The organism is Janthinobacterium sp. HH104 (assembly GCF_001758715.1).
GTDB lineage: Bacteria > Pseudomonadota > Gammaproteobacteria > Burkholderiales > Burkholderiaceae_D > Janthinobacterium > Janthinobacterium aestuarii.
The window spans coordinates 526,387-549,339 of record NZ_LRIB01000013.1; the positions used below are offsets into that span (position 1 = coordinate 526,387).

A 22,953-nucleotide genomic window follows, 5' to 3' on the forward strand; every position below is an offset into this window, starting at 1 on the left:
GGCAACGAATGACATCATACCCGGGATCAGGGCAGGGGCAAACCTGCTTCACGCAGCAATTGCGCCGTCTCGTACAGGGGCAGGCCCATGATGCCGGAATGGCTGCCTTCGATATGCTCGACGAACAGGGCGGCGCTGCCCTGGATGCCGTAGGCGCCGGCCTTGTCGTACGGTTCCGGCGTGGCGCAGTAGGCGGCGATCGAGGCGGGCGAGAGCACGCCGAAGCGCACTTGCGATACCTGCGTGCGCTGCTCGGCGAAGTTTTTGTAGTGCACGGCGATCGAGGTGAGTACCTCGTGCGTGCGGCCCGACAGCTGCTCCAGTATGGCCACGGCCTCGGCGCGGTCGGCCGGTTTGCCGAGGATGACGCCGTCGATGGTGACGGTGGTGTCGGCCGCCAGTACGGGACGCGGGGTCAGGTGGCGGCGGCGCACGAGGTCCCACGCGAAGGCGGCTTTTTCATTCGACACGCGGGCGACATAGTCGAGCGCCGATTCACCGGGGAGGACTTCCTCGGTGACGTCGGCGCCGCGCGGGCCGTCGCTGCGCAGCAGCAGCAATTCAAAATCGACGCCGATCTGGCGCAGCAGTTCGCGCCGGCGCGGGCTTTTGGAAGCGAGGTAGATCTTGTGATCAGCCGTTTTCATGGAGGAGTTCAGACGCGGTGATAGGGGTGGTTTTGCGTGATCGACCACGCGCGGTAGAGCTGCTCGGCGAGGATCACGCGCACCACGCCGTGCGGCAGGGTCATGCTGGAAATGCGCAGCATGCCTTCGGCACGTGCCTTGAGTTGCGGATCGAGGCCGTCGGCGCCGCCGATCAGGAATGCGGTGTCGCGGCCATCCTGCTGCCACGCCATCAATTGCTGTGACAGGCCGACGCTGGTCAGGTCCTTGCCGCGTTCGTCGAGGGCGATGATGCGCACGCCCTTGGGCAGGACGGCTTCGATGCGTTCGCGTTCGAGCGCCATCGCCGTGGCGGCGGTCTTGCTGCCGGAACGCTCCACCGGCTTGATTTCTTTCAGCACGATGCGCAATTCCGGCGGCATGCGCTTCGCGTATTCTGCGAAGCCCGTCTCTATCCAGGCCGGCATTTTATGGCCGACCGCAGCGATGATGAGCTGCATCGAGGCTTACTCTTCGACTTTTTTGATACGCTTGATCACGGTTTTTGCCGGTGCAGCATCGGCTGCCGGCTTGGCCGCGCGTGGGGCGCGTACTTTTTTCTCTGGCAGTGCTTTCAGTGCTTTCACGGCAGCCGCTTCGGTCTTGGTTGGCGCGACTTTCACGGTCTTGCCGACGGCTTTGGAAGCGGTAGCTTTTTTCGCCGGGGCTTTCTTGGCGGCGGTGGCAGCCGTGGCTTTCTTGGCCGGTGTCTTTTTCTCGATCACGGGCGTCGCTTCCACATTGGCCTTGCTTGCCGCCAGATGGCCGCTGACCTTTTTCGGCTCGTCGCCGGCCGCTTTTTTCGGCGCGCGCTTGGCGGCGCCCAGCTTGACCGGCGTGTCGCCCCAGATTTCTTCCAGGCGGTAGTAGGCGCGGATAGGCGCTTGCATGATGTGGACGATCATGTCGCCCAGATCGACCAGCACCCATTCACCGGTTTCCTCGCCTTCCATGCCGATGATCTGGCCGCCGGCATCCTTGACCTTGTCGCGTACCGAGGCGGCCAGCGCCTTGGTTTGACGGTTCGAGGTGCCGGAGACGATCGCGATGCGGTCGAACAGGCTGGTCAGGTGACTCGTTTCGAAGACGGCGATGTCTTGGCCTTTGACGTCTTCAAGGGCGTCAACGACGAGGGTTTGCAGTTTTTTGATGTCCATTTAGCTTTTGTATAAATTATGTTGTTCAATATAGTCTAGCACTAGCGGGGAAACAAGCGAGTTCGCCCGATTCCCCCGTTGTAATGCCGCACGTATTTCGGTGGCGGAGATATCCACCGCGAAGTCCTGTGCCAGATAAGTCAGACCGTGCGGCGTGTTGCGGATGCTTTCCAGAGACCCCAGGCGGCGCGAAAATTCGTCGGCGACCACTTGCGGTACTGCTGTGTCATTCAGCGCGAAGCCGGGGCGGGCCGCGACGCAGATATGCGCGTATTCAAATAATTGCTGCCATTCGCGCCATGTCGCGAGCCGCTGCAGCTGGTCGGCGCCCATCAGGAAAACGATGGAAGCGCGCGGTCCCAGCTCGGCGCGTACCTGGCGCAAGGTATCGATGGTGTAGCTGGCCTGGCCATGTTCGCTGCGCTCGATTTCCTGGCGGTCGATCACCACGGGCAGGGGCAGGCCGGCAAAGGCCAGGCCGGCCATCTCGGCGCGCTGCTGGCCGGTGGCACCCAGGCTACCCTTTTGCCAGGGCGCGCCCGCCGGAATCACGCGCAGTTCATCGGCGTGCAGCAGGCTGGAAAAATGCGTGCCCAGCGCGACATGGCCCATATGCACCGGATCGTAGCTGCCGCCGAGCAGCGCCACGCACGCCGTACTACCGTCGGTCACGCCTGCAGCCAGTCGCGATGCACGAGGAAGTCAGTATACAACGCCGCTTCCGGACTGCCCGCTTCCGGGTGCCAGTCGTAGCGCCACTTGACCACGGGCGGCATCGACATCAGGATCGCCTCGGTGCGTCCGCCCGACTGCAGGCCGAACAGGGTGCCTCGGTCGAACACCAGGTTGAACTCGACATAGCGTCCGCGCCGGTAGCACTGGAAATCGCGTTCGCGTTCGCCATACGGCGTGTCCTTGCGGCGCGCCACGATCGGAACATAGGCCTCGATGAAGGCGTCGCCGGCGCTGCGCATCATGGCGAAACTGCCGTCAAAGCCCAGGGCGTTGAAGTCGTCGAAGAAGATCCCGCCGGCGCCGCGCGCTTCGCGCCGGTGCTTCAGGTAGAAATAATCGTCGCACCACTGTTTGAATTTCGGATGCAGCTCGTCGCCAAACGGCGCCAGCGCATCGTGACACACCTGGTGGAAATGCTTCACGTCGTCCACGTCGCCGTAATACGGCGTCAAATCCATGCCGCCGCCGAACCACCATACGGGTGCGCCATCGGCATTCACGGTGCTGAAAAAGCGCACGTTCATGTGCACCGTGGGCGCGTAGGGATTGCGCGGATGCAGCACCAGCGACACGCCCATCGCTTCCCATGCCTTGCCACCCAGTTCAGGGCGCGCGGCCGCTGCCGATGGCGGCAGCGCGGCGCCGGTGACGTGCGAAAAATTCACGCCGCCACGCTCGAACACATTGCCTTCCTCGATCAGCCGCGAAATGCCGCCGCCGCCCTCGGGGCGCTGCCAGGCATCGGTCAGGAAGGGCTTGCCGTCCTGCGCTTCGAGCGCCTGCACGATACGGCTTTGCAAATCGAGCAAATAAGCCTTGACGGCCGAAGGGGAGGGAGTTGACGACATCGCGTGGGCCGACGAGGCCGAAATAAAAAAGTAAGGACGGATTGTACCCTGTTACGCGTTTTTGTGATAGGGCGGCGCTGGCGCTGTGGTTTTGCGGCCAGCGCCCCTTACAGCATGTGCAACTGCTGCAGCACGGGCAGTTTCTCACGCAGGAATTCCTCGATGGCTGCATTGAGCAGCTGCTGGTGCGCCGCCTCGTCGTCGCATGCCGCGCCCTCATTGAGCAGGCGGCGCCCGCAGTGCGCCATGGCGCTGGCCGCCTGTGCCTGCAAGGTGGCCAAATCCGGCTGTTCCCCTTCCTGGATGAGCAGCGAAAACAGCAGCCGGTCGATGAATTCCGTGTCGATGCCGCTGCCTGCCAATGGCGAACACAGGACACGATTGCCGTCGCCGTAGCGCAGCTGCGCGCCGATGGCCTGGTTCAGGCGGCGCGCGGCCGCGTCGCCGCTGCCATCCTGCGCCCCAGCCGGGAAATACATCACGACCTGGCTGCCGGTGACCAGCACGGCCGCCACCTCCGCCAGGCTTTGCACGCTCTGTCCGGGCAAGGAGGGCAGTGCGGCCAGGTCGGCCAGACTATGCGGGCCGGTCGCCAGCGCATCGCAGACGGCGCCGTAGACCTGCTCGTTTCCTGTCACGATGCCCGCCTTGGTCTGGAAGGTAAAGGCCATTTTTTCACGCGGCACCAGCATGGCCAGGTGCACGCTGGCGAGGCACTCGGCCTGGCGCACGGCCCCCATGCGGCGCGCGCCCCGTACCAGCACATCCTTGCGGAAGCTGGTATTGAGAAAATAATCCTTCATCATTTCGCGCATGGCGGCGTCGGGCAGCAAGTCGATGGTGGCTTGCTGGTCGGCGTTCAGATACAGCGCGGGAAAGGCAAAAGGCAGGTCGGCGGAGCCGGCAAAATCGAGCTTGGCGCGCGCCACATCGCGCATCACGTCCGTGTGGTACAACGGCTCCCAGTTCTGGTTCAGGTATTCATGCACGCTGTAATGGGGATCGCTGTTGATGAGCGCATTGAGGCGCGGCGCGAGTGCGGGATTGTCCGCGATGTAGCCAGCCTGCAGGTTCTGCAACTGCTGCACGTAGGCGATGCCAGCCTGCATCTGCAAGTCGCTGCGGCCGGGGAAGCTGGCGGCAAATTCCAGCAGCAGGCGCTGCAGGGGCAGGGCGGAACTCCAGCCAGGCATGGCGTTATAGCTGAGCGAAACGATGCCGCCCGGTTTCAGGTAGCGGGCGATGAAGTCGACGATATGCTGGCGGTTCTCGCGGTTGACCCAGGTGTAGATGCCGTGCAGGGTAATGAAGTCGAACTGCGGCAGATCGGGCACGTGGCCCTGGGCCAATTCTTCAAAGCTGTTTTCCAGCAGGGTCAGATTGCTCGACTGGGCCTTGGCCGCCAGGGCGCGTGCGCCAGCGACATGGGCCGGGTTGAAATCGTTGCCGTAGAACCGGCCGTTGGCATTGGCGGCTGCCAGGACATTGAGCGTCTGGCCACGGCCGAAGCCCAGTTCAAAGTAGGTGTAGGGCTGGTCCAGGGGCACCGGTTCGACGCCGTTGAGGATGCAGCTGAAATTGAGGTGATGCGGACTCAGGTCGCTGTAAAAACCGTTGGTGTACTCGATATCCGACACGTATCCTTCATTCCAGGCCATGGCTTCCCCGCATTGGTGGCAAAACGGCAGTATGCCATCATGGCCGCCTGCGCGGGAAGTGCGTTGTGGTTCAAGGCGCCGGCGGCGTGGCGCCGTCCTGCACGACGGTGATGGACAGGTCCGGCCCGGCGCCCGGCAGGCGCGCGCTTTCGACGGCGTGCGCGGCGTTCTGCTGCAGCTCAGGCCGCTCGACGCCCTGCTCGGCGATGGTGGCGGGAGAGGGAGCATGCCGGGACATGATGGAGCGGCCGGCAACGGCCAATACCACCACCAGCAGCAGTACTGGCATCACCCATGTCACCGGGCGCGCATACGCGGGGCGATGGGCCCGCTGCGCGGCGCCATCGACGATGATGCGGCCCAGCTCCGAGCCGCGCTGGCGGGTGCGCAGGCGCAGTGCCTCGAATTGGGGCGCGGACAAGGTACCTTGCCGTAGCATGTCGCGCAGGGCGGCGACCGGCGAGGCGAGCAGGCGGTCCGCCGGCAAGCGGGCGTGCGCAGCGTCGCGCTGCCACTGGTCGATCAGGTCTTCGTCGTACAGGGTGTCGATGGCCTGGCGGTTGACTTGCCGCAGCGCGTCGGCGGCCAGTTGCTGGCGTTCGAGCAGGGCCGCGCCACCATGCTGGCGCGGCAGGTCGCGCACCCGCTGCAAAAAGTCGTCCTGTGGCAGCAGGTCCGTGAGCAGCAGCCATGCCAGGGTGTCGACAAGCCCCGCGCCAGCGGCCAGTTCCGGCACGTCGATGCCTTCTTCCTCGTTATGCTTGCGCTGCAGTTCGATGATCTCCAGTTCGGCGATGGCGTCGTCGAGTTCATCGTCCGTGAGCAGACCGAGCTGGCGTATCTGGGCGAGGGAAGGATGAATGTGGCTGGGGCTGGGCATGGGCGGCAGTTTTGTCTGAAAGATAAAATCTTAGCGCAAAGCCCGTTTTCCCGGCGCGCCAATTAAAACGGGGCCGGGGCGGATGACTTCCGCGCCGGCCCCGCCGTTTGCCGCTAAAGGGCTGATCAGTGTTTCAAACCGCGCCAGCCGATGTCGCGGCGGTATTGCGCGCCGTCGAAATGGATTTTTTCCACGGTTTCATACGCCTGCTTCTGCGCCATCTTGATGCTGTCGCCCAGGCCGACCACGCACAGCACGCGCCCGCCATTGGTGACCAGGCGTTCGCCGTCGATGCGGGTGCCCGCATGGAAGGTGACGGAGTCCGGCGTTTCGGCCGGGATGTCGCCGATCGCCGTACCCTTGACAGGATCGTCCGGGTAGCCGGCGGCGGCCATGACGACGCCGACGGCCGTGCGGCGGTCCCATTCCAGTTCCACGGCGTCCAAGGTGCCGTTGACGGCGTGTTCCATGACGGTGACCAGATCGGTTTTCAGGCGCGCCATGATCGGCTGCGTTTCCGGGTCGCCCATACGGCAGTTGAATTCCAGCGTCTTCGGCGTGCCCTTGTCGTCGATCATCAGGCCCGCGTACAGGAAGCCCGTGAACGTGATGCCATCCTTGGCCATGCCCTGGATGGTCGGCACGATGATTTCGCGCATGACGCGCGCATGCATGGCCGGCGTAACGATCGGCGCCGGCGAATACGCGCCCATGCCGCCCGTGTTCGGACCCTGGTCGTGGTCCTTCAGGCGCTTGTGATCCTGGCTGGTGGCCAGCGGCAGGATGTTCTTGCCGTCGCACATGACGATGAAGCTCGCTTCTTCGCCTGCCAGGAATTCCTCGATGACGATGCGCGCGCCGGCGTCGCCGAACTGGTTATCGGACAGCATCATGTCGACCGCCTGGTGCGCTTCTTCCAGAGTCATGGCAACGACGACGCCCTTGCCGGCGGCCAGGCCGTCGGCCTTGATGACGATGGGCGCGCCCATGGCGTCGATGTAGGCATGCGCGGGAGCGACGTCGGAGAACGTCTGGTAGGCGGCCGTCGGGATGCCGTGGCGCTGCATGAAGGCCTTGGCGAAGTCTTTCGACGATTCCAGCTGCGCCGCTTCCTTGGTCGGGCCGAAGATTTTCAGGCCGCGCGAGCGGAACAGGTTGACGATGCCCGCTGCCAGCGGCACTTCCGGGCCGACGACCGTCAGGCCGATGTGTTCCTGCTGAACGAAGTCGGCCAGCAATTGCGGGTCGCTGATGTCGAGGTTGACCAGGCGCGCATCGCGCGCGGTGCCGCCGTTGCCCGGCGCGACATACACCATCTGTATGCGTTCGGACTGGGCCAGTTTCCAGGCCAGGGCGTGTTCGCGGCCGCCAGAGCCGACTACCAGAATTTTCATAGGGACCGTTCGTTCAATGTGGGTTGCAGGGCGGCGGTGCCGCCCTTGAGTACAGAGTGATTAATTCTCTATCAGCGCGTTGGTAAACACTTCCTGGACGTCGTCCAGCAGTTCCAGCGCGTCGATCAGCTTTTGCATCTTGATGGCGTCGTCGCCCGAGTACACGGTTTCCGTCGCCGGTTTCATGATGACTTCGGCCACTTCGGCCTTGAAGCCGGCCGCTTCCAGCGCTTCCTTGACGGTGGCGAAATCGTGCACGGGGGTCACCACTTCGAAGCCGCCTTCTTCATCGGCGATGACGTCGTCGGCACCCGCTTCCAGGGCCGCTTCCATCAGCTTGTCTTCGTCGGTGCCCGGCGCGAACAGCAGCTGGCCGCAGTGCTGGAACATGAAGGCGACGGAGCCTTCGTTGCCCATGTTGCCGCCGTTCTTGTTGAAGGCGTTGCGGACTTCGGCCACCGTGCGCACCTTGTTGTCGGTCATGCATTCGACGATGACGGCCGCGCCGCCCACGCCATAGCCTTCGTAGCGCACTTCTTCGTAGTTGGCGCCATCGACGCCGCCGCTGCCGCGGTTGATCGCGCGCTGGACGTTGTCTTTTGGCATATTGGCGTCAGCCGCCTTGTCGACGGCCAGGCGCAGGCGCGGATTGGTGATGGCGTCGGCGCCGCCCATGCGGGCCGCAACCGTGATTTCCTTGATCAGGCGCGTCCAGATTTTGCCGCGCTTGGCATCGGTGGCAGCCTTTTTATGCTTGATATTGGCCCATTTGCTATGTCCTGCCATGTCGAATCTTCCTTAGACGGGTGTTCAATTGTGGCCGACATTTTAGCATATCGGCCCCTTGGCAAGCGGCATGGCCCCGTCATCAGGATGACATAATCTGTTGCTAAAGTGACGCGCTTTCACCATATCGAGGGCGCGACATCATGGCAAGTCAAATGGACAGGCGGCAATTTCTGAAATTGGGCGGCTTCATTACCGTCTCCGTGGCCACCGCCGGCCTGGCCGCCTGCGGCAGCACCGATTACAGCGATCCTGGCGTGCCGCTCGCTTCGGGCGGCGACTGGAAATTCCCGCAAAGCGTCGCGTCGGGCGACCCGCGCGCCGACAGCGCCATGCTGTGGACGCGCGTCGTGCCCGCCAGTTTCGACGCCGTCGCGCCCGCCGTTGCCGGCAAGTCCGACGTTGCCGTGCGCCTGATCGTCAGCGCCAGCGACAATACGGCCGCCCTGGGCGGCAACACGGCCCTGGCGGGCACGCCCATCGTCGACGCGAAATTGCCCCTGAAAGCCGATTTCGACAATACCTTGCGCCACAAGGTGACGGGCTTGCAGCCTGGCCAGGTGTATTTTTACCAGTTCATCGCCGGCGACGTGCGCTCGAACGTGGGCCGCTTCAAGACGGCGCCTGCCGCCACGGCCGACGTGCCGCAGCTGCAGTTTGCCTACCTGACGTGCCAGGACTGGAGCATCAACCACTGGGGCGCGCTGTCGCACATCGCCGCCAATGAAAACCTCGATTTCATCGTCCATCTGGGCGACTACATCTATGAAACGGTGGGCGAAGCGTTCCAGAGCGGCGCCGTGGAAAGCCGCCACGACCAGCTGAAGCTGCCCGACGGCACGTTCAAAAGCGGCGCGTCCGGCGCCAAATACGCGACCACGGTGGCCGATTACCGCTACCTGTACAAGAAATACCGCACCGATGCGCGCCTGCAGGCCGTGCACGAGCGCTTTGCCTTCATCGCCGTCTGGGATGACCATGAATTCACGGACGACGCCTGGCAGGATGCCTCCACCTACGAGGGCATCGTGGCCGCCGACGGCTCCGATCTGCACCAGCCGGCCCGCCGCCGCAGCGCCAACCAGGCGTGGTTCGAATACATGCCGGCCGACGTCACGTTCGATAGCGCCGCGACCACGTTCCAGAACATCCAGATCTACCGCGATTTCCAGTTCGGCAAACTGATGCAGCTGGTGATGACGGACGAGCGCCTGTACCGCGCCGACCATGCGATCGCCGAGTCGACCATCAACCCGGCCACGGGCAAGCCGCTGGGCAGCATCGGCAGCCGCTACCTGGTACCGCAAGCGCTGTTCGACAGCGTGGAAGGGCAGAAAATGGCGGCCGCCACCAAGGCCGGCGCGGACCCGCTGACCGCCGTTGGCATGCTGGGCAGCACGCAACGCGACTGGTGGAAAAGCAAGATGAAGGCTGCGACTTCGACCTGGAAACTGTGGGGCAATGAAGTGTCCTTGCTGCGCATGGGCTTGAATGGCACGGACGCGATCGCCACCCTGCTGGCGCTGAGCGCCATGAGCAAGTTGGGCCAGGCCATCGCCAGCACCTTGCCGCTGGTGGGGGGCAGCGTGCCGCTGGCGTCCGCCATCGTGGCAGCTTCCACGGCGGGCGCCGCGCAAAGCGTGGCGCAAGCGGCGGCCATGGCCATTGCCGGTGCGGCAGCCAACACCGGCGCGCAGGGCGCCGCTGCCGTGGGCGCCGGATTGAGCACGGCCCAGGCCGGCATCACGGTGGCCGCCTACAACAGCGCTTCGCCGGTCGCCGCCGCGCAAGTGATCGCCTTTGGCTGGATCAAGCCCGACGTGCAAGCCAAGGGCGCCGCGTCGAGCTTTGTCGCCGCATCGGGCCAGCAAGCGGCGCTGGCGCCGTTCTTCACGCGCTTCCTGCTCAATTGCGACCAGTGGGATGGCTACAACAGCGAGCGCAAGAACCTGATGTCGCACCTGAAAACCAATGCCATCGGCAACGTGGTGGCGCTGACCGGCGATATCCACTCGTTTTTTGCGGGCACCGTCAGCGACGATTTCGACGCGGCAGGAGGCGGCACGCCCGTCATGGTGGACCTGGTGTCGGCAGGCGTCAGCTCCGATTCCTTCTTCAGCTACCTGAAGTCGGCGGCCGGCAGCATGGGCGATATCGGCACTCTCGTCAGCTACCCGCTGGCCATTCCCGTCACGGGCCTGGGCACGGTCAATCTCGACGTCAATCTGCTCGACTACACCATGGGCAAGACGGCGCCCACCGTCGACAGCCTGCTCGATCAATTGCGCGTGCAGTTGCGCGGCGCTTTGGCTGCCAAGGGCGTGCCGGAAGCGCAACTGGAGGCGACGGTCGCCGCCGTGCAGGCCGGCTTGAAGGCGAGCACTGACTTCAGCACGACCCTGCTGGGCCTGGCGCAGCAATTGTCCGGCCTGGGCAACAACCCGTGGATCAAGCACCTGAACACGGATGCGCAGGGCTACACGGTGGTGACTTTGACACCAGGCAAGCTGGTGGCGCAGTTCAAGCAGGTGAATAAACTGATCGGCACGGCGGCGCCGGCGAATGTGATTGCACGGGTGACGACGGCGACGGTGACGGCGGGCGCGGCGGCGGTAGTCGTCTCCTAAATGCTGCACTGGGATGTTGTCGGGTTACGCCCTTTGGGCTAACCCGACCTACGCCTGACCTGCGCGCTATTTTGGGGTCAGACCCGCCGGGTCTGACCCCAGCACTCAGCTTCCTTTCGCTTTTGCCATTACAATCTGGACATGAGCTCCAGTTCCCCGCAAGCAACCCCATCTTCGCTTTCCCGTTCCGTCTACCTCGGTGGCCTGACCATCGCCGTGGGCGGAGCGGTGCTGTTTTCCACCAAGGCCATCGTCGCCAAGCTGCTGTACCGCTACCAGATCGACGCCGTCACCCTGATCGCCTTCAGGATGATCTTTTCGCTGCCCGTGTTTGCCGTCATTGCCTGGTGGAAGATGCGCACGGAGCCGCCGTTATCAAACAGCGACCGGCTGCGCCTCGTCGGGCTGGGCCTCGTCGGCTATTACCTGTCCAGCTATCTGGATTTCCTGGGCCTGCAATACATTTCCGTGGGACTCGAACGATTGATCCTGTTCCTCACGCCCACCTTCGTGCTCCTGATTACCACCGTGTACTTCAAGCAGAGCATCAGCCGCTTGCAGTGGCTGGCCTTGTTCACGTCCTACTGCGGCATCGTGCTGGTGTTCGTGCATGACTTGCAGGGCGGCGCCAGCAATGTGGCGCTGGGTTCCACTTTGGTGCTGGGCTCGGCCTGCTCGTATGCCGTGTATCTGCTGGGCTCGGGTGAACTGGTGAAACGCATCGGCTCGATGCGGCTCGTTTCCTACGCGATGTGCGTGGCCAGCTTTGCCTGCATCGCCCAATTTTTCATCCTGCGCCCCGTCGAGCTGCTGATCCAGCCCATGCCCGTGTATGGTTTATCCTTGCTCAATGGTATCTTTTGCACGGTGATGCCCGTCTTCATGACGATGATCGCCGTCGAGCGCATCGGCGCGCCCGTCGCTTCGCAGGCGGGCATGATCGGCCCCGTGTCGACCCTGTTCTTGGGCGCCATGATCCTCGATGAACCGATCACCAACTGGCAATTGGCGGGCACCAGCCTGGTATTGGCCGGTATTTACTTGCTGTCGAAAAAGAAATAATTCCTCCACCCACTGAAAAGTCCTCACCATGAAAACACGCATCGCCCTGATTGCCCACGACAAGAAAAAAGATGACATGATTACCCTGGCGGGCGAATACCTGGATTTTTTGAAGGGCTGCGAACTGTCGGCCACGGGCACCACGGGCGGGCGCCTGATCAACGAGCTGGGGCTGGCAGTCGAGCGCAAGCATTCGGGCCCGTTCGGCGGCGACTTGCAGATCGGTTCCCTGCTGGTGGAAGGCTTGATCGATTGCGTGATCTTCCTGCGCGACCCGATGACGCCGCAGCCGCACGAGCCAGACATCAACGCGCTGGTGCGCGCCTGCGACGTGCATAACGTGGCGTGCGCGACAAATCTGTCGTCGGCGCACCTGGTGCTGTCGCAACTGCAGGCGCGGGCCAGCGCGGCCGCCTGATTCACCCAGACAAGGAGATGAGCATGAGTGCAACGATTACCACCAAAGCTATCCGCGTGCAGCGCACGGGCGGCCCGGAAGTGATGGAATATGTGGACGTGGAACTGCCGCCGCCCGGTCCCGGCGAGGCGCGCGTCAGGCACGAGGCCATCGGCCTCAATTTCATCGACGTGTATTTCCGTACGGGCCTGTACCCGCAGCCGCTGCCCAATGGCCTCGGCGTCGAGGGCGCGGGCATCGTCGAGGCGGTGGGTGAGGGCGTCACGGAAGTGAAGGTCGGCGACCGGGTGGCGTATGCGGCGCGCATCAATGGCGCGTATGCGCAGCAGCGCAACCTGCCGGCGGCCCTGCTGCTGGTGCTGCCCGAGCGTATCGCTTTCGACACGGCCGCCGCCATGATGCTGCAAGGCTTGACGGTGCAATACCTGTTTCACCGCACGGTGGCGCTGAAGGCGGGCGACACCATCCTGTTCCACGCGGCCGCGGGCGGCGTGGGCCTGATCGCCTGCCAGTGGGCGAAGGTACTGGGCGTGAACCTGATCGGCACGGCCGGCTCCGATGAAAAGGTGGCGCTGGCCAAGGCGCACGGCGCGGCCCACGTCATCAACTACAACACGGAAAACTTCGTCGAGCGCGTGCGCGAAATCACGGGCGGCAAGGGCGTCTCCGTCGTTTACGATTCCATCGGCAAGGATACGTTTACGGGCTCGCTCGACTGCCTGGCGCCGCTGGGCATGATGGTCAGCTTCGGTAACGCTTCCGGTCCCGTGCCGGCGTTTACGCTGAGCGAACTGGCCTCGCGCGGTTCGCTGTTCCTCACGCGTCCAGCCCTGTTCAGCTATGCGTCGAACCGCACGAACCTGGAAGAGATGGCGACCTCGCTGTTCGGCGTCGTCAGCAGCGGCGAAGTGCAGATCGAGATCAATCAGCGCTACAGCCTGGCCAATATCGCCCAGGCGCATACGGACCTGGAAGGGCGCAAGACGACGGGCTCGACCATCATCGTGCCATGAGCGGCGGCAATGACGGCACGCCGAAATTCGGCCGGCTGCTGATCGCGCTGTTATTGGCCGTGGCCCTGATCGGCGCGCTGACCTTTGCGGCCGAGGCGTATTATTCTTAGGAATGAAATGCAGACATGAAAAACCCGGCTGATGCAGCAATGCACAAGCCGGGTTTTTTTAAGCATACTTCAGACTTTCCGCGCCTGACAAAACCGTAGCGAGCGGAAGGGAGCTGCGGTCGAGAAGCGCAACTGTACGAAGGTACAGTGAGCATCGCAGGCCGTAGATCGCGGCGCGCAGTAGGTTTTGGCTGGCGCTCTCAGTCCACCTTGACTTCGACTTTACGGGGTACGCCGCTCTGGCCCGGGAAGTCGGCAAAGGCGCTCGCTACCATGGCCGGCATCACTTGCGACGTGGCGCGCTTGTTGCTGCTCGATTGCACGGTCACGTCGTATAGTTTCTTGCCGTTGCGGTCATTGATCGTGATGCGCAATTCGCGCTCGTATTTATGGCGCACGCTTTCTTCCACGTCCAGCGGACCATACCAGTAGGGGTTGTAGCCGAAGCGGCCATAGCCTGGCCAGGCGCCGTAACGGTAGCCGTAGCGGCCAGGCCAGTAGCCTGGACCATACCAGAATGGATCGGTGGCTTGCAGCACGCGCTCAGGATAGTCGACGGTGGAGAAATTCATCGCTACGCGCAAATTGGCTGCCGCAGGGCCGGAAGCTTCGCCAAAGCCGTGCTTGGCCAGTTCCGCGCGCACCAGGTTCTGGTAGCTGCGGTATTCCAGCGTGTCGTTTTCTGCCGCTGGCGCTTCAAACGCATACGATTTGTCCTGCAATTGCGCAGGCCACTCATGAAAGACGGTGACATCGCTGCGTATGGTGGTGGCGCATCCGGTCAGCAACACGGTCAATGCGGCCATCATGATGGTGAGATAACGTTTCATTGCATGACCTCCAGATAGTAGACACAATTCATCGCTTAGTATTATAAGAATAGTTCTATTTGTTTCTATTCATTATTACAGAATGTTACCGAGCATGTCGGCGTGTAAGGGAATCCAACATTCCTGAGCCGAATCGCGACTATCGGGGCCTGGTGTTGGTAAAATAGGCTTTTGCCTCCGCTCCCACCCAAATCCCTATGCGCACAGACAGCCCTCAGACGATTTACCGCAAAGATTACACGCCGCCCAGCTTCCTGGTCGACAGCGTCGAACTTGGTTTCGATCTTGATCCCGCCCGCACAGTGGTGGCGAGCCGGATCCATCTGCGCCACAACCCGGCCAGCGCCAGCCGCAGCATTGAATTGCACGGCGAACATATCGAACTGGTGATGGTACGCCTGAATGGCAAGGTGCTGAAGCCGTCGCAGTACAAGCTGACGGCAGGCATGCTGACCATCCCCAAGGCGCCGGACGAGGTGCTGCTCGATATCGAGACCGTGCTGGCGCCGCAGGACAACACGTCGCTGTCGGGCCTGTACGTATCGAACCATAATTTCTTCACGCAGTGCGAAGCGGAAGGCTTCCGCCGCATCACCTTCTTCCCGGACCGTCCGGACGTGATGGCCAAGTACACGGTCATGCTGCGCGCCGACAAGGAACAATATCCGGTGCTGCTATCGAATGGCAACCTGATCGAAGAGGGCGACCTGGGCGACGGCCGCCATTACGCCAAGTGGGAAGATCCGTTCAAGAAGCCTTCCTACCTGTTCGCCCTCGTCGCCGCGCGCCTGGTGTGCCAGGAAGAGCGCTACACCTTGAAGTCGGGCCGCGAAGTGCTGCTGCAAGTGTGGGTGGAAGAGGGCAACCTCGATAAGACCGACTACGCCATGCAGTCGCTGAAAAACTCGATCCGCTGGGACGAGGAACGCTTCGGCCTGGAGCTGGACCTGGACCGCTTCATGATCGTCGCCGTGGGCGACTTCAACATGGGCGCCATGGAAAACAAGGGCCTGAATATTTTCAATACCAAGTACGTGCTGGCCAATTCGCGCGTTGCCACCGACGTCGATTACGCGGGCATCGAAGCGGTGGTGGGCCACGAATACTTCCACAACTGGACCGGCAACCGCGTGACGTGCCGCGACTGGTTCCAGCTGTCGCTGAAGGAAGGCTTGACGGTATTCCGCGACCAGGAATTCTCGGCCGACATGATCGGCACGGACACGGGCCGCGCCGTCACGCGCATCGACCAGGTGCGCACCTTGCGCCAGGCGCAGTTCCCCGAAGACGCGGGTCCGATGGCCCATCCCGTGCGTCCCGACTCCTTTGTCGAGATCAATAACTTTTATACGGTCACCATCTACGAGAAGGGCGCCGAAGTGGTGCGCATGTACCAGACCCTCGTGGGCCGCGACGGTTTCCGCAAGGGCATGGACTTGTACTTCGAGCGCCACGATGGCCAGGCCGTCCAGTGCGACGACTTCCGCGCCGCCATGGCCGAGGCGAATGGCCGCGATTTCACGCAATTCGAGCGCTGGTACAGCCAGGCCGGCACGCCCATCGTCACCGCTTCCACGCGCTACGATGCGGCCAGCCGGACGTTCGAGCTGACCCTGGCGCAAAGCTGTCCCGCCACGCCGGGCCAGGCGAAGAAACTGCCGTTCCACATTCCCGTCACCGTCGGCTTGCTGGCTGCCGATGGCCGCGACCTGCCGCTGCACGTCGATGGCGTGGCAGCTGATGGCGCCACCAGCGTCGTGCTGGAATTGACGCAAGCGTCGCAGACTTTCCGCTTCACGAACGTGGCGGAAGCGCCCGTGCCATCGCTGCTGCGCGATTTTTCCGCGCCCGTGGTGCTCGAATACGGCTATACCGACGCGGAACTGCTGCACCTGTTCCGCCACGACAGCGATCCCGTCAACCGATGGGAAGCGGGCCAGCGCCTGGCCATGGAGCGGCTGTTGAAACTGACGGGCGCCGTCGCCGCCGGCGAGACCCTGGCGCTGGACGACACCTTCATTGCAGCGCAGCGCGCTTTGCTGGCCGACGACACGCTCGATCCCGCCTTCCGCGAGCTGGCCCTGATCCTGCCGTCGGAAACCATCATCGCCGAGCGTATGGCGCAAGTCGACCCGCAGGCGATCCATGCGGCGCGCCAGTTCATGCGCCGCACCATCGCGGCAGCCCTGAAGCCTGAATTGCTGGCGCAGTACCACGCCAACCAGACGCCGGGCGAGTACAGCCCGGACGCCCTGTCGGCGGGCAAGCGCGCGCTGAAAAACCTGGCCCTGTCGTATCTGCTGATCGCGCCCGAAGCGGCGGAGCTGGACCTGGCGCGGCTGCAGTTCGACAATGCCGGCAACATGACGGACCGGGCAGCAGCGCTGGCGGCGCTGATTCATTCCGGCTCGCAGCCGCATGCGCAGGCGGCTTTGACCAGCTTCTATAGCGATTTCGAGAACGAAGCGCTGGTGGTCGACAAGTGGTTTGCCATGCAGGCGGCCGCGCCAACGACCGATGTGCAAGCCGTGCGCCGGCTGATGACGCATCCGGCCTTCACCTTGAAAAATCCGAACCGCGCGCGCAGCCTGATCTTCAATTTCACCAACGGCAATCCATCGCAGTTCCATGCACAGGACGGCAGCGGCTACGCCTTCTGGGCCGAGCAGGTCATCGCGCTCGACGCCCTGAACCCGCAAGTGGCCGCGCGCCTGGCGCGCTCCATGGACCGCTGGCGCCGTTACGTGCCCGCGCTGCAAAGCCCCATGCGCGACGCGCTGGAAAAAGTCGCCGGCCAGGCCAGTTTGTCGAACGACGTGATGGAAGTCGTTTCCAAGGCATTGGCAAATTGATTGCACGTCGGATTACGCCCTGCGGGCTAATCCGACCTACGCGCATGCATGGGCATTCATCATTTGTAGGTCGGCTTAGCGCCAGGGGCGCGTAAGCCGACAGGCACCGAACGAGACGTATTTAAAACTAACGAAGGGGTTTCATGAAACGCATCAGTCTTACGCAATACCTGGTTGAAGAGCAGCGCTCGAACAACAGCATTCCGGCCGAACTGCGCCTGCTGATCGAAGTCGTTGCGCGCGCCTGCAAGACCATCAGCCACGCCGTCGGCAAGGGTGCGCTCGGCGAAGTGCTGGGCACTGCCGACACGGAAAACGTGCAGGGCGAAGTACAGAAAAAACTCGACATCATCTCCAACGAGATCCTGCTCGAAGCGAACGAATGGGGCGGCCACCTGGCGGCCATGGCGTCGGAAGAAATGGAATCGATCCATCCGATCCCGAACCGCTATCCGAAGGGCGAATACATGCTGCTGTTCGACCCACTCGATGGCTCGTCGAACATCGACGTCAACGTCTCGATCGGCACCATCTTCTCCGTGCTGAAGGCGCCGGACGGCATGGGGCAGCCGACGGAACAGGACTTCATGCAGGCAGGCAGCAAGCAAGTGGCGGCCGGCTACGCCGTGTACGGCCCGCAAACCATGCTGGTGCTGACCTTCGGCAATGGCGTGAACTGCTTCACCCTGGACCGCGAAATGGGTTCGTGGGTCCTCACGCAAAGCAATATGCAGATTCCGCCGACGACGAAGGAATTCGCCATCAATATGTCGAACGCGCGCCACTGGCATCCGCCCGTGAAGCGCTATGTCGATGAGCTGCTGGCCGGCGACACGGGCCCGCGCGGCACCAATTTCAACATGCGCTGGATCGCCTCGATGGTGGCCGACGTGCACCGCATCCTGAACCGCGGCGGCATCTTCATGTACCCGGCCGACCTGCGCGACACCTCGATGCCGGGCAAGCTGCGCCTGATGTACGAAGCGAACCCGATGGCCTTCATCGTCGAGCAAGCGGGCGGCGCGGCCACCGACGGCCAGCAGCGCATCATGGACATCGCCCCGCACAAGCTGCACCAGCGCGTGCCCGTCTTCCTCGGTTCGAAAGACGAAGTGGCCCGCGTGACGGCCTACCACGCTGAGTAAAAAAACCGCACTTTTCCACGATTTTTAGCGGCCCGCAGCAAGGCCGCTAAAAAAATGCAAAAAAGTTCGCGTTGACACTAGCAAATTTTGTGCATTGTTTGTAGAATGTGGGTCTTCGCCGTTGTAGCTCAGTTGGTAGAGCAGCACATTCGTAATGTGAAGGTCGCCAGTTCGATTCCGGCCAACGGCACCAAGTTTCATCAGAAAACCCGCTTACTTGCAAAAGTCAGCGGGTTTTTTGTTATTTGTCGCTTTCCTGTTTCAGATCCACTGGTCGTTCTGCACCGTGCGTTCCCCCGCGCCGCCGTCGCCCGTATTGACCACGCCGCGCGGTTCGATCAGCAGCAGCCTCGTTTCGGCGCTGGCGCACGGCTTGTGTTCGACACCCTTGGGCACCACGGCCAGCTGGCCGGCAGTCAGCACGATGGCGTGTCCTTCCGCATAGCCAGGGCCGCGCACGGCGATGCGCAATTCGCCGTCCAGCACGATGAAGGTTTCATCCGTGTCGGCGTGCCGGTGCCACTGGAATTCGCCCAGTACCTTGACGACCTTGAATTGGTAGTCGTTCATTTCGGCGATGACGCGCGGTTGCCAGTGCCCGTCGATCAGGTCGATCTTGCCTGCCAGGTCGATGGATTGGCCCTGGCCGCGCGTGGTGGTGGTAATGGTAGTGTCTGGCATGCTGTGCTCCGTTCAAGTGGCGATGCAGCCAGAATACGCAGGTGCTTGCCGGCCGTATTGAACGATCGTGGGTGTTTTCAGCGTGTGCTGGCGCCGCCAGCGTAACGCAGCCAGCGGCCGGGCGTGATTCCATGGGTTTTCAGGAAATGCCGCGTCATGTGGCTCTGGTCGGCAAAGCCTGCCGCCATGGCGGCCGAGGCGAGCGTCCTGCCTGCCAGCAGCAGGCGCCGCACCATCTCCAGGCGCCGCATCGTCAGATAGCGGTATGGACTGGTGCCATAGAAAACGCGAAAGTCGTGCGACAGGCTCCAGCGGTCGCGTCCCGTCGCCGCTTCGAGTTCCTCCAGGGTGACGGCGCGCGTGCAGTGCGCTTGCAAGTAGTCGCGCGCGCGCCGCGCCGCCAGGAAATCGCCTTTTGGACGCTGCGCCGGCGTGCCGGCCGCCGCCGCCAGCGCATGCGCCAGTTCGGCCAGCGCCTCGCTCTGTTCCAGCGCTTCGAGCGGGTGGCCGTCGTGCGGCAGCAAGGTTGAAGTGGCCGCCGCCAGGCGGGGATCGGTCGACACGCCGCCCTCGATGAAGGGCAACGCGCGTCCGCCCAGCACGTCCTGAAACAGCGCCGGTTCGATATACAGCATGCGGTAACGGAAGCCGGCGTCCGTACCCGCCTGGCCATCGTGCGCCTCGTCGGGATGCAGGATCATGGTATTGCCGGGCAGGCTGTCGCGCTGGCCGCGGCGGTAGCTGAAACGCTGCACGCCCGCCAGCGTGCGGCCGATGGCGTAGGTGTCGTGGCGGTGCATGGCATAGGCCTTGCCCTGGAACCACGCCTCGATGCGTTCGATTCCCTGTACCGGTTCGGCGCACTTGACCCAGTCGCCAAGCGCCGGCGCTGATGCTCGCTTCATGGTGTCTGTTCGCAGATGCCTGCCCTGGTTGCGGAACGAAGACTGTACGCGCCGCGCGCAGGGCTGTCCATGAAAACCGTGCCTCAGAAGTTGTGCTTGATGCCCAGCGCCACGCCCGACAAGGTGGCGCCTGCAGCACCTGTTTCGCGTCCGACGCTGTTGATGGCAAAGCCGGCGATGCCGTTGCGGCCGTTGGCCAGCCGCGTGTAGTAGGCAAACAGGCTGCTGCGTTTCGACAGCTGGTAGTCGTAGCCGATGGTGGCGTGGGTGGCGCCCGTGCCGGCTCCCGCGCGCACGGTGCCGATGGTTTCCAGCGCGCTGCCGGTGGCGCTTTGCGCGTGGGCCAGACCGACACGCAGGCCGTGGCGGCCGAACTGGCGCGTGGCGGAGGCATACACCGTGCGCCGGCGCAGCTCTCCCGTCGCCGTGGCATAGCGCAGGCTTTCCAAGGCTAACGCCAGCTGCGTGGCGCTGTCGATCCGCCACGCGATGGCCAGCTTGCTGCCACGGTCGCTCAAGCCTCGTCCCTGGTAGTCGCGGTGCTCTTCCAGCGCCACGGTGGCGTACAGGGAGCCGCCGTCGTAGAGCAGGGCGGCCGACGTCAGTGCCGGATGCGCACCGTTGGCCGGCCGTTCTTCCGCCATGCCGCGCGCCACGCGCAGCGACCAGCCCTGCCACTGCGGCGTCCAGTAATGCACGCTGTTCTGCTGGCGCCGGTCGAACGAATACGTGTTGCTGGTATTGTTTTCGGTCGCGCCCGCGCCGTTGCCCATCAGGCTCATGTAGCCGGCCGTGGTGGGATAGAACGGGTCGAGCGCGGAGGTGGCGCTGTTGTAGGGCAGGGTCCAGTTGCCGGCAAACAGCGTGCCCCACGGCCCGGCGATGCCGGCACGCGTGTCGCGCGCGGCGATGGAACCTGCGCCCGTGTCGGGCGACAAGGTACCCTCGACCTGGAACAGCGCCTGCCAGCCGCCGCCCAGGTCTTCGCTGCCGCGAAAACCGAGTACCGAGCGGTTGTTGGACAGGCGCTGCACGCTGTCGCCGCTGCCGGACGAGCGCAGCGCTTCGAGCGCCACGTTCAGGCGGCCGTACAGCTGCACATTTTCCTGTGCCGTGGCGGGCAGGGCTGCCGCCAGTGCCAGGGCACCGGCGGCGCATGAAAACACGCGCGCCATACGCACCTCAGAACGCAAAGCAGCTGCACCCCAGCGCACCCCAGAAGCCGGAATGGCTGGACACGGGTACGGAACTCTTGCGCGCCACGTCGTGGGCGTGGGCATGCACGCCGCAGGCGCCTTGGCACTGGTGCTGCTGCATGACGCTGGTTTTTTGCGGCGGCGCGGCGCGGTAGTGGCCGGCCACGTTTTTCACGGGCGACCAATCGGGCAGCACGGGAATGGCAGGCGGCGCCAGCTTGGTAAATTCCGCCTGGCCGTAGACGACCTTGCCGCCGACGATGGTAAGCACGGACTCAATCGACTTGATCGCCTCTTCATCGATGCTGAAGAAATCCGCGCTCAGCACGGCCAGGTCGGCCAGCATGCCTTCCTGGATGCGGCCCTTCTTGCCTTGCTCGCTGGAGAACCAGGCGCTGCCCGCCGTCCACAGTTCCAGCGCCGTGTCGCGCGACAAACGGCTGCCCGCGTCGTACAGGCGCAAGCCGCCCACGGTGCGGCCCGACACCAGCCAGTACAGCGCCGTCCACGGGTTGTAGCTGGCGACCCGGGTGGCGTCCGTGCCGCCGCCCACGGGCACGCCAGAGGCAAGCATGCGGGCGATGGGCGGCGTGGCCTTGGCCGCTTCCGCGCCGTAGCGGTCGACAAAGTATTCGCCCTGGAAGGCCATGCGGTGCTGGATGGCGATGCCGCCGCCCAGCGCCTTGACCCGGTCGATGTTTTTCGGCGTGATGGTTTCGCAGTGGTCGAACATCCAGTGCAGGCCATCGAACGGGATATCGCGGTTGACCTTTTCAAACACCGTCAGCATGCGCTCGATTGATTCGTCGTAGGTGGCGTGCAGGCGGAAGGGCCAGCGTTTCGACACCAGGTGGCGCACGACCTTTTCCAGTTCGTCGTCCATGCCGGGCGCCAGGTCCGGGCGCGGCTCGAGGAAATCCTCGAAGTCGGCGGCGGAAAACACGAGCATTTCGCCGGCGCCGTTATGACGGTAGTAATCGTCGCCCTGGCCCGGCGTGACCATCTCCGTCCACTTCTGGAAGTCCTGCAGTTCCGCGCCCTTGTTTTGCGTGAACAGGTTGTAGGCGATGCGTATCGTCAGCTGCTCTTTTTGCGCCAGTTCCTCGACCACCGCGTAGTCTTCCGGATAATTCTGGAAGCCGCCGCCCGCGTCGATGGCGCTGGTCAGGCCCAGGCGATTGAGTTCGCGCATGAACTGGCGCGTGGAATTGACTTGCAATTCGCGCGGCAGGGTTGGACCCTTGGCCAGGGTCGCATATAAAATCATGGCGTTCGGACGCGCGATCAGCATGCCCGTGGGATTGCCGGCAGCGTCGCGCACGATTTCGCCGCCGGGCGGGTTCGGCGTATTTTTATCGTAGCCGACCACGCGCAGGGCGGCGCGGTTCAGCAGGGCGCGGTCGTACAGGTGCAGGATGAAGACAGGGGTGTCCGGCGCGGCCGCGTTGATCTCGTCCAGAGTCGGCATGCGCTTTTCTGCGAACTGGAATTCGTTCCAGCCGCCGACCACGCGCACCCACTGCGGGTTCGGCGTGCGCAAGGCTTGCTCTTTCAGCATGCGCAGGGCGTCGGCCAGCGAGGGCACGCCTTCCCAGCGCAATTCCAGGTTGTAGTTCAAGCCGCCGCGGATCAGGTGCAGGTGCGAGTCGTTCAGGCCGGGAATCACGGTGCGGCCACCCAGATCGATCACACGGCTGTCGGGCGTGCGGTGGCGCATGACGTCATCGGCATCGCCCACGGCGAGGAATTTGCCGTCGGCGATGGCCACCGCGCTCGCTTGCGGGCAGCTTTTGTCGACGGTATGGAAGCAGCCATTGAGCAGTATCAAGGGTGCGGCGGCGGGGAGGGTGTGTTCTGGCATGGTGCAGCTCCATGGTTGCGGTGCGGGGAGGGCCGGCGTGCGCGGCGCGAAAGTCACGTCGGCCAGTGTAGCGGACGTCCCGCGCCTGAACACGGGCCAAAAGATCAGGTGAAGCGGGCCGCACTGGCCG

The 22,953-nt window shown here is 63.6% G+C and carries 20 protein-coding genes and 1 tRNA gene; 7 read left to right on the forward strand and 14 right to left on the reverse strand.

Features of this window, described 5'->3' with window-relative positions; genetic code table 11:
• Window positions 1-26: 26 nt before the first annotated feature.
• The 9 genes from JAB6_RS03200 to JAB6_RS03240 form a co-directional block, all read right to left on the reverse strand.
• Window positions 27-647, reverse strand: coding sequence for a nucleoside triphosphate pyrophosphatase (locus tag JAB6_RS03200; protein WP_070301340.1), 621 nt, complete (start codon window positions 645-647; stop codon window positions 27-29).
• Window positions 648-655: 8 nt separating this feature from the next.
• The gene (rlmH, locus tag JAB6_RS03205) at window positions 656-1,126 is read right to left on the reverse strand and encodes a 23S rRNA (pseudouridine(1915)-N(3))-methyltransferase RlmH (protein WP_034747108.1); all 471 of its coding nucleotides are present in this window, start codon (window positions 1,124-1,126) and stop codon (window positions 656-658) included.
• A gap of 6 nt (window positions 1,127-1,132) precedes the next feature.
• Complete coding sequence (rsfS, locus tag JAB6_RS03210) at window positions 1,133-1,822, reverse strand: ribosome silencing factor (RefSeq protein ID WP_070301341.1); 690 nt, start codon at window positions 1,820-1,822, stop codon at window positions 1,133-1,135.
• Entirely contained in the window at window positions 1,823-2,494 is a 672-nt protein-coding gene (gene nadD / locus JAB6_RS03215) for a nicotinate-nucleotide adenylyltransferase (RefSeq protein WP_302622640.1), read from the reverse strand.
• Window positions 2,491-3,405, reverse strand: coding sequence for an oxygen-dependent coproporphyrinogen oxidase (hemF, locus tag JAB6_RS03220; protein WP_070301342.1), 915 nt, complete (start codon window positions 3,403-3,405; stop codon window positions 2,491-2,493). Before hemF ends, nadD begins: the two co-directional genes overlap by 4 nt.
• A gap of 107 nt (window positions 3,406-3,512) precedes the next feature.
• Entirely contained in the window at window positions 3,513-5,063 is a 1,551-nt protein-coding gene (locus JAB6_RS03225; protein WP_070301343.1) for a class I SAM-dependent methyltransferase, read from the reverse strand.
• A 70-nt stretch (window positions 5,064-5,133) separates the two neighbouring features.
• Window positions 5,134-5,943, reverse strand: coding sequence for a hypothetical protein (locus tag JAB6_RS29230; RefSeq protein ID WP_070301344.1), 810 nt, complete (start codon window positions 5,941-5,943; stop codon window positions 5,134-5,136).
• Between the two features lie 125 nt (window positions 5,944-6,068).
• Window positions 6,069-7,337, reverse strand: coding sequence for a phosphoribosylamine--glycine ligase (gene purD, locus JAB6_RS03235; protein WP_046686096.1), 1,269 nt, complete (start codon window positions 7,335-7,337; stop codon window positions 6,069-6,071).
• A gap of 60 nt (window positions 7,338-7,397) precedes the next feature.
• Entirely contained in the window at window positions 7,398-8,123 is a 726-nt protein-coding gene (locus tag JAB6_RS03240) for a YebC/PmpR family DNA-binding transcriptional regulator (RefSeq protein ID WP_034747129.1), read from the reverse strand.
• Window positions 8,124-8,266: 143 nt separating this feature from the next.
• Between JAB6_RS03240 and JAB6_RS03245 the strand changes: the two genes are divergently transcribed.
• The 4 genes from JAB6_RS03245 to JAB6_RS03260 all read left to right on the forward strand — a co-directional run bounded on the left by JAB6_RS03245 (window position 8,267) and on the right by JAB6_RS03260 (window position 13,243).
• Window positions 8,267-10,750 (forward strand): alkaline phosphatase, encoded by a 2,484-nt coding sequence (locus JAB6_RS03245; protein WP_254671437.1) that lies wholly within the window; start codon window positions 8,267-8,269, stop codon window positions 10,748-10,750.
• A gap of 141 nt (window positions 10,751-10,891) precedes the next feature.
• Window positions 10,892-11,812, forward strand: a complete 921-nt coding sequence (locus JAB6_RS03250) for a DMT family transporter (protein WP_070301346.1) — start codon at window positions 10,892-10,894, stop codon at window positions 11,810-11,812.
• 28 nt (window positions 11,813-11,840) lie between these two features.
• Window positions 11,841-12,230, forward strand: a complete 390-nt coding sequence (locus tag JAB6_RS03255) for a methylglyoxal synthase (RefSeq protein ID WP_034786684.1) — start codon at window positions 11,841-11,843, stop codon at window positions 12,228-12,230.
• A 23-nt stretch (window positions 12,231-12,253) separates the two neighbouring features.
• Window positions 12,254-13,243, forward strand: coding sequence for a quinone oxidoreductase (locus JAB6_RS03260; RefSeq protein WP_070301347.1), 990 nt, complete (start codon window positions 12,254-12,256; stop codon window positions 13,241-13,243).
• A 310-nt stretch (window positions 13,244-13,553) separates the two neighbouring features.
• Here JAB6_RS03260 and JAB6_RS03265 read toward each other — a convergent pair whose 3' ends face one another.
• The gene (locus JAB6_RS03265) at window positions 13,554-14,183 is read right to left on the reverse strand and encodes a DUF4136 domain-containing protein (RefSeq protein ID WP_070301348.1); all 630 of its coding nucleotides are present in this window, start codon (window positions 14,181-14,183) and stop codon (window positions 13,554-13,556) included.
• 197 nt (window positions 14,184-14,380) lie between these two features.
• On the opposite strand from JAB6_RS03265, the gene pepN reads away from it, so the two are divergent.
• The 3 genes from pepN (at window position 14,381) to JAB6_RS03280 (ending at window position 18,373) form a co-directional block, all read left to right on the forward strand.
• On the forward strand, window positions 14,381-17,035 hold the full coding sequence (gene pepN, locus JAB6_RS03270) for an aminopeptidase N (protein WP_070301349.1): 2,655 nt from the start codon (window positions 14,381-14,383) through the stop codon (window positions 17,033-17,035).
• Window positions 17,036-17,178: 143 nt separating this feature from the next.
• A complete protein-coding gene (locus JAB6_RS03275; RefSeq protein ID WP_034747152.1) occupies window positions 17,179-18,180 on the forward strand; it encodes a class 1 fructose-bisphosphatase in 1,002 nt (333 codons plus the stop codon).
• 117 nt (window positions 18,181-18,297) lie between these two features.
• Window positions 18,298-18,373, forward strand: a tRNA-Thr gene (locus JAB6_RS03280).
• Between the two features lie 68 nt (window positions 18,374-18,441).
• Here the strand turns inward: JAB6_RS03280 and JAB6_RS03285 are convergent.
• The 4 genes from JAB6_RS03285 to JAB6_RS03300 form a co-directional block, all read right to left on the reverse strand.
• On the reverse strand, window positions 18,442-18,861 hold the full coding sequence (locus JAB6_RS03285) for a cupin domain-containing protein (protein WP_034747155.1): 420 nt from the start codon (window positions 18,859-18,861) through the stop codon (window positions 18,442-18,444).
• A 77-nt stretch (window positions 18,862-18,938) separates the two neighbouring features.
• Window positions 18,939-19,766, reverse strand: coding sequence for an AraC family transcriptional regulator (locus JAB6_RS03290; protein WP_070301350.1), 828 nt, complete (start codon window positions 19,764-19,766; stop codon window positions 18,939-18,941).
• A gap of 83 nt (window positions 19,767-19,849) precedes the next feature.
• The gene (locus JAB6_RS03295; protein WP_254671439.1) at window positions 19,850-20,932 is read right to left on the reverse strand and encodes a porin; all 1,083 of its coding nucleotides are present in this window, start codon (window positions 20,930-20,932) and stop codon (window positions 19,850-19,852) included.
• A 16-nt stretch (window positions 20,933-20,948) separates the two neighbouring features.
• Window positions 20,949-22,823 (reverse strand): amidohydrolase, encoded by a 1,875-nt coding sequence (locus JAB6_RS03300; protein ID WP_070301352.1) that lies wholly within the window; start codon window positions 22,821-22,823, stop codon window positions 20,949-20,951.
• Between the last annotated feature and the right edge of the window lie 130 nt (window positions 22,824-22,953).

Coding starts and splice junctions, on each gene's coding strand:
- JAB6_RS03200 (WP_070301340.1), bottom strand. CDS start 647: ATGAAAACGGCTGATCACAAGATCTACCTCGCTTCCAAAAGCCCGCGC.
- JAB6_RS03240 (WP_034747129.1), bottom strand. CDS start 8,123: ATGGCAGGACATAGCAAATGGGCCAATATCAAGCATAAAAAGGCTGCC.
- JAB6_RS29230 (WP_070301344.1), bottom strand. CDS start 5,943: ATGCCCAGCCCCAGCCACATTCATCCTTCCCTCGCCCAGATACGCCAG.
- JAB6_RS03265 (WP_070301348.1), bottom strand. CDS start 14,183: ATGAAACGTTATCTCACCATCATGATGGCCGCATTGACCGTGTTGCTG.
- JAB6_RS03255 (WP_034786684.1), top strand. CDS start 11,841: ATGAAAACACGCATCGCCCTGATTGCCCACGACAAGAAAAAAGATGAC.
- JAB6_RS03260 (WP_070301347.1), top strand. CDS start 12,254: ATGAGTGCAACGATTACCACCAAAGCTATCCGCGTGCAGCGCACGGGC.
- hemF (WP_070301342.1), bottom strand. CDS start 3,405: ATGTCGTCAACTCCCTCCCCTTCGGCCGTCAAGGCTTATTTGCTCGAT.
- JAB6_RS03275 (WP_034747152.1), top strand. CDS start 17,179: ATGAAACGCATCAGTCTTACGCAATACCTGGTTGAAGAGCAGCGCTCG.
- rlmH (WP_034747108.1), bottom strand. CDS start 1,126: ATGCAGCTCATCATCGCTGCGGTCGGCCATAAAATGCCGGCCTGGATA.
- purD (WP_046686096.1), bottom strand. CDS start 7,337: ATGAAAATTCTGGTAGTCGGCTCTGGCGGCCGCGAACACGCCCTGGCC.
- JAB6_RS03300 (WP_070301352.1), bottom strand. CDS start 22,823: ATGCCAGAACACACCCTCCCCGCCGCCGCACCCTTGATACTGCTCAAT.
- JAB6_RS03290 (WP_070301350.1), bottom strand. CDS start 19,766: ATGAAGCGAGCATCAGCGCCGGCGCTTGGCGACTGGGTCAAGTGCGCC.
- JAB6_RS03250 (WP_070301346.1), top strand. CDS start 10,892: ATGAGCTCCAGTTCCCCGCAAGCAACCCCATCTTCGCTTTCCCGTTCC.
- JAB6_RS03285 (WP_034747155.1), bottom strand. CDS start 18,861: ATGCCAGACACTACCATTACCACCACCACGCGCGGCCAGGGCCAATCC.
- JAB6_RS03225 (WP_070301343.1), bottom strand. CDS start 5,063: ATGGCCTGGAATGAAGGATACGTGTCGGATATCGAGTACACCAACGGT.
- rsfS (WP_070301341.1), bottom strand. CDS start 1,822: ATGGACATCAAAAAACTGCAAACCCTCGTCGTTGACGCCCTTGAAGAC.
- JAB6_RS03245 (WP_254671437.1), top strand. CDS start 8,267: ATGGCAAGTCAAATGGACAGGCGGCAATTTCTGAAATTGGGCGGCTTC.
- pepN (WP_070301349.1), top strand. CDS start 14,381: ATGCGCACAGACAGCCCTCAGACGATTTACCGCAAAGATTACACGCCG.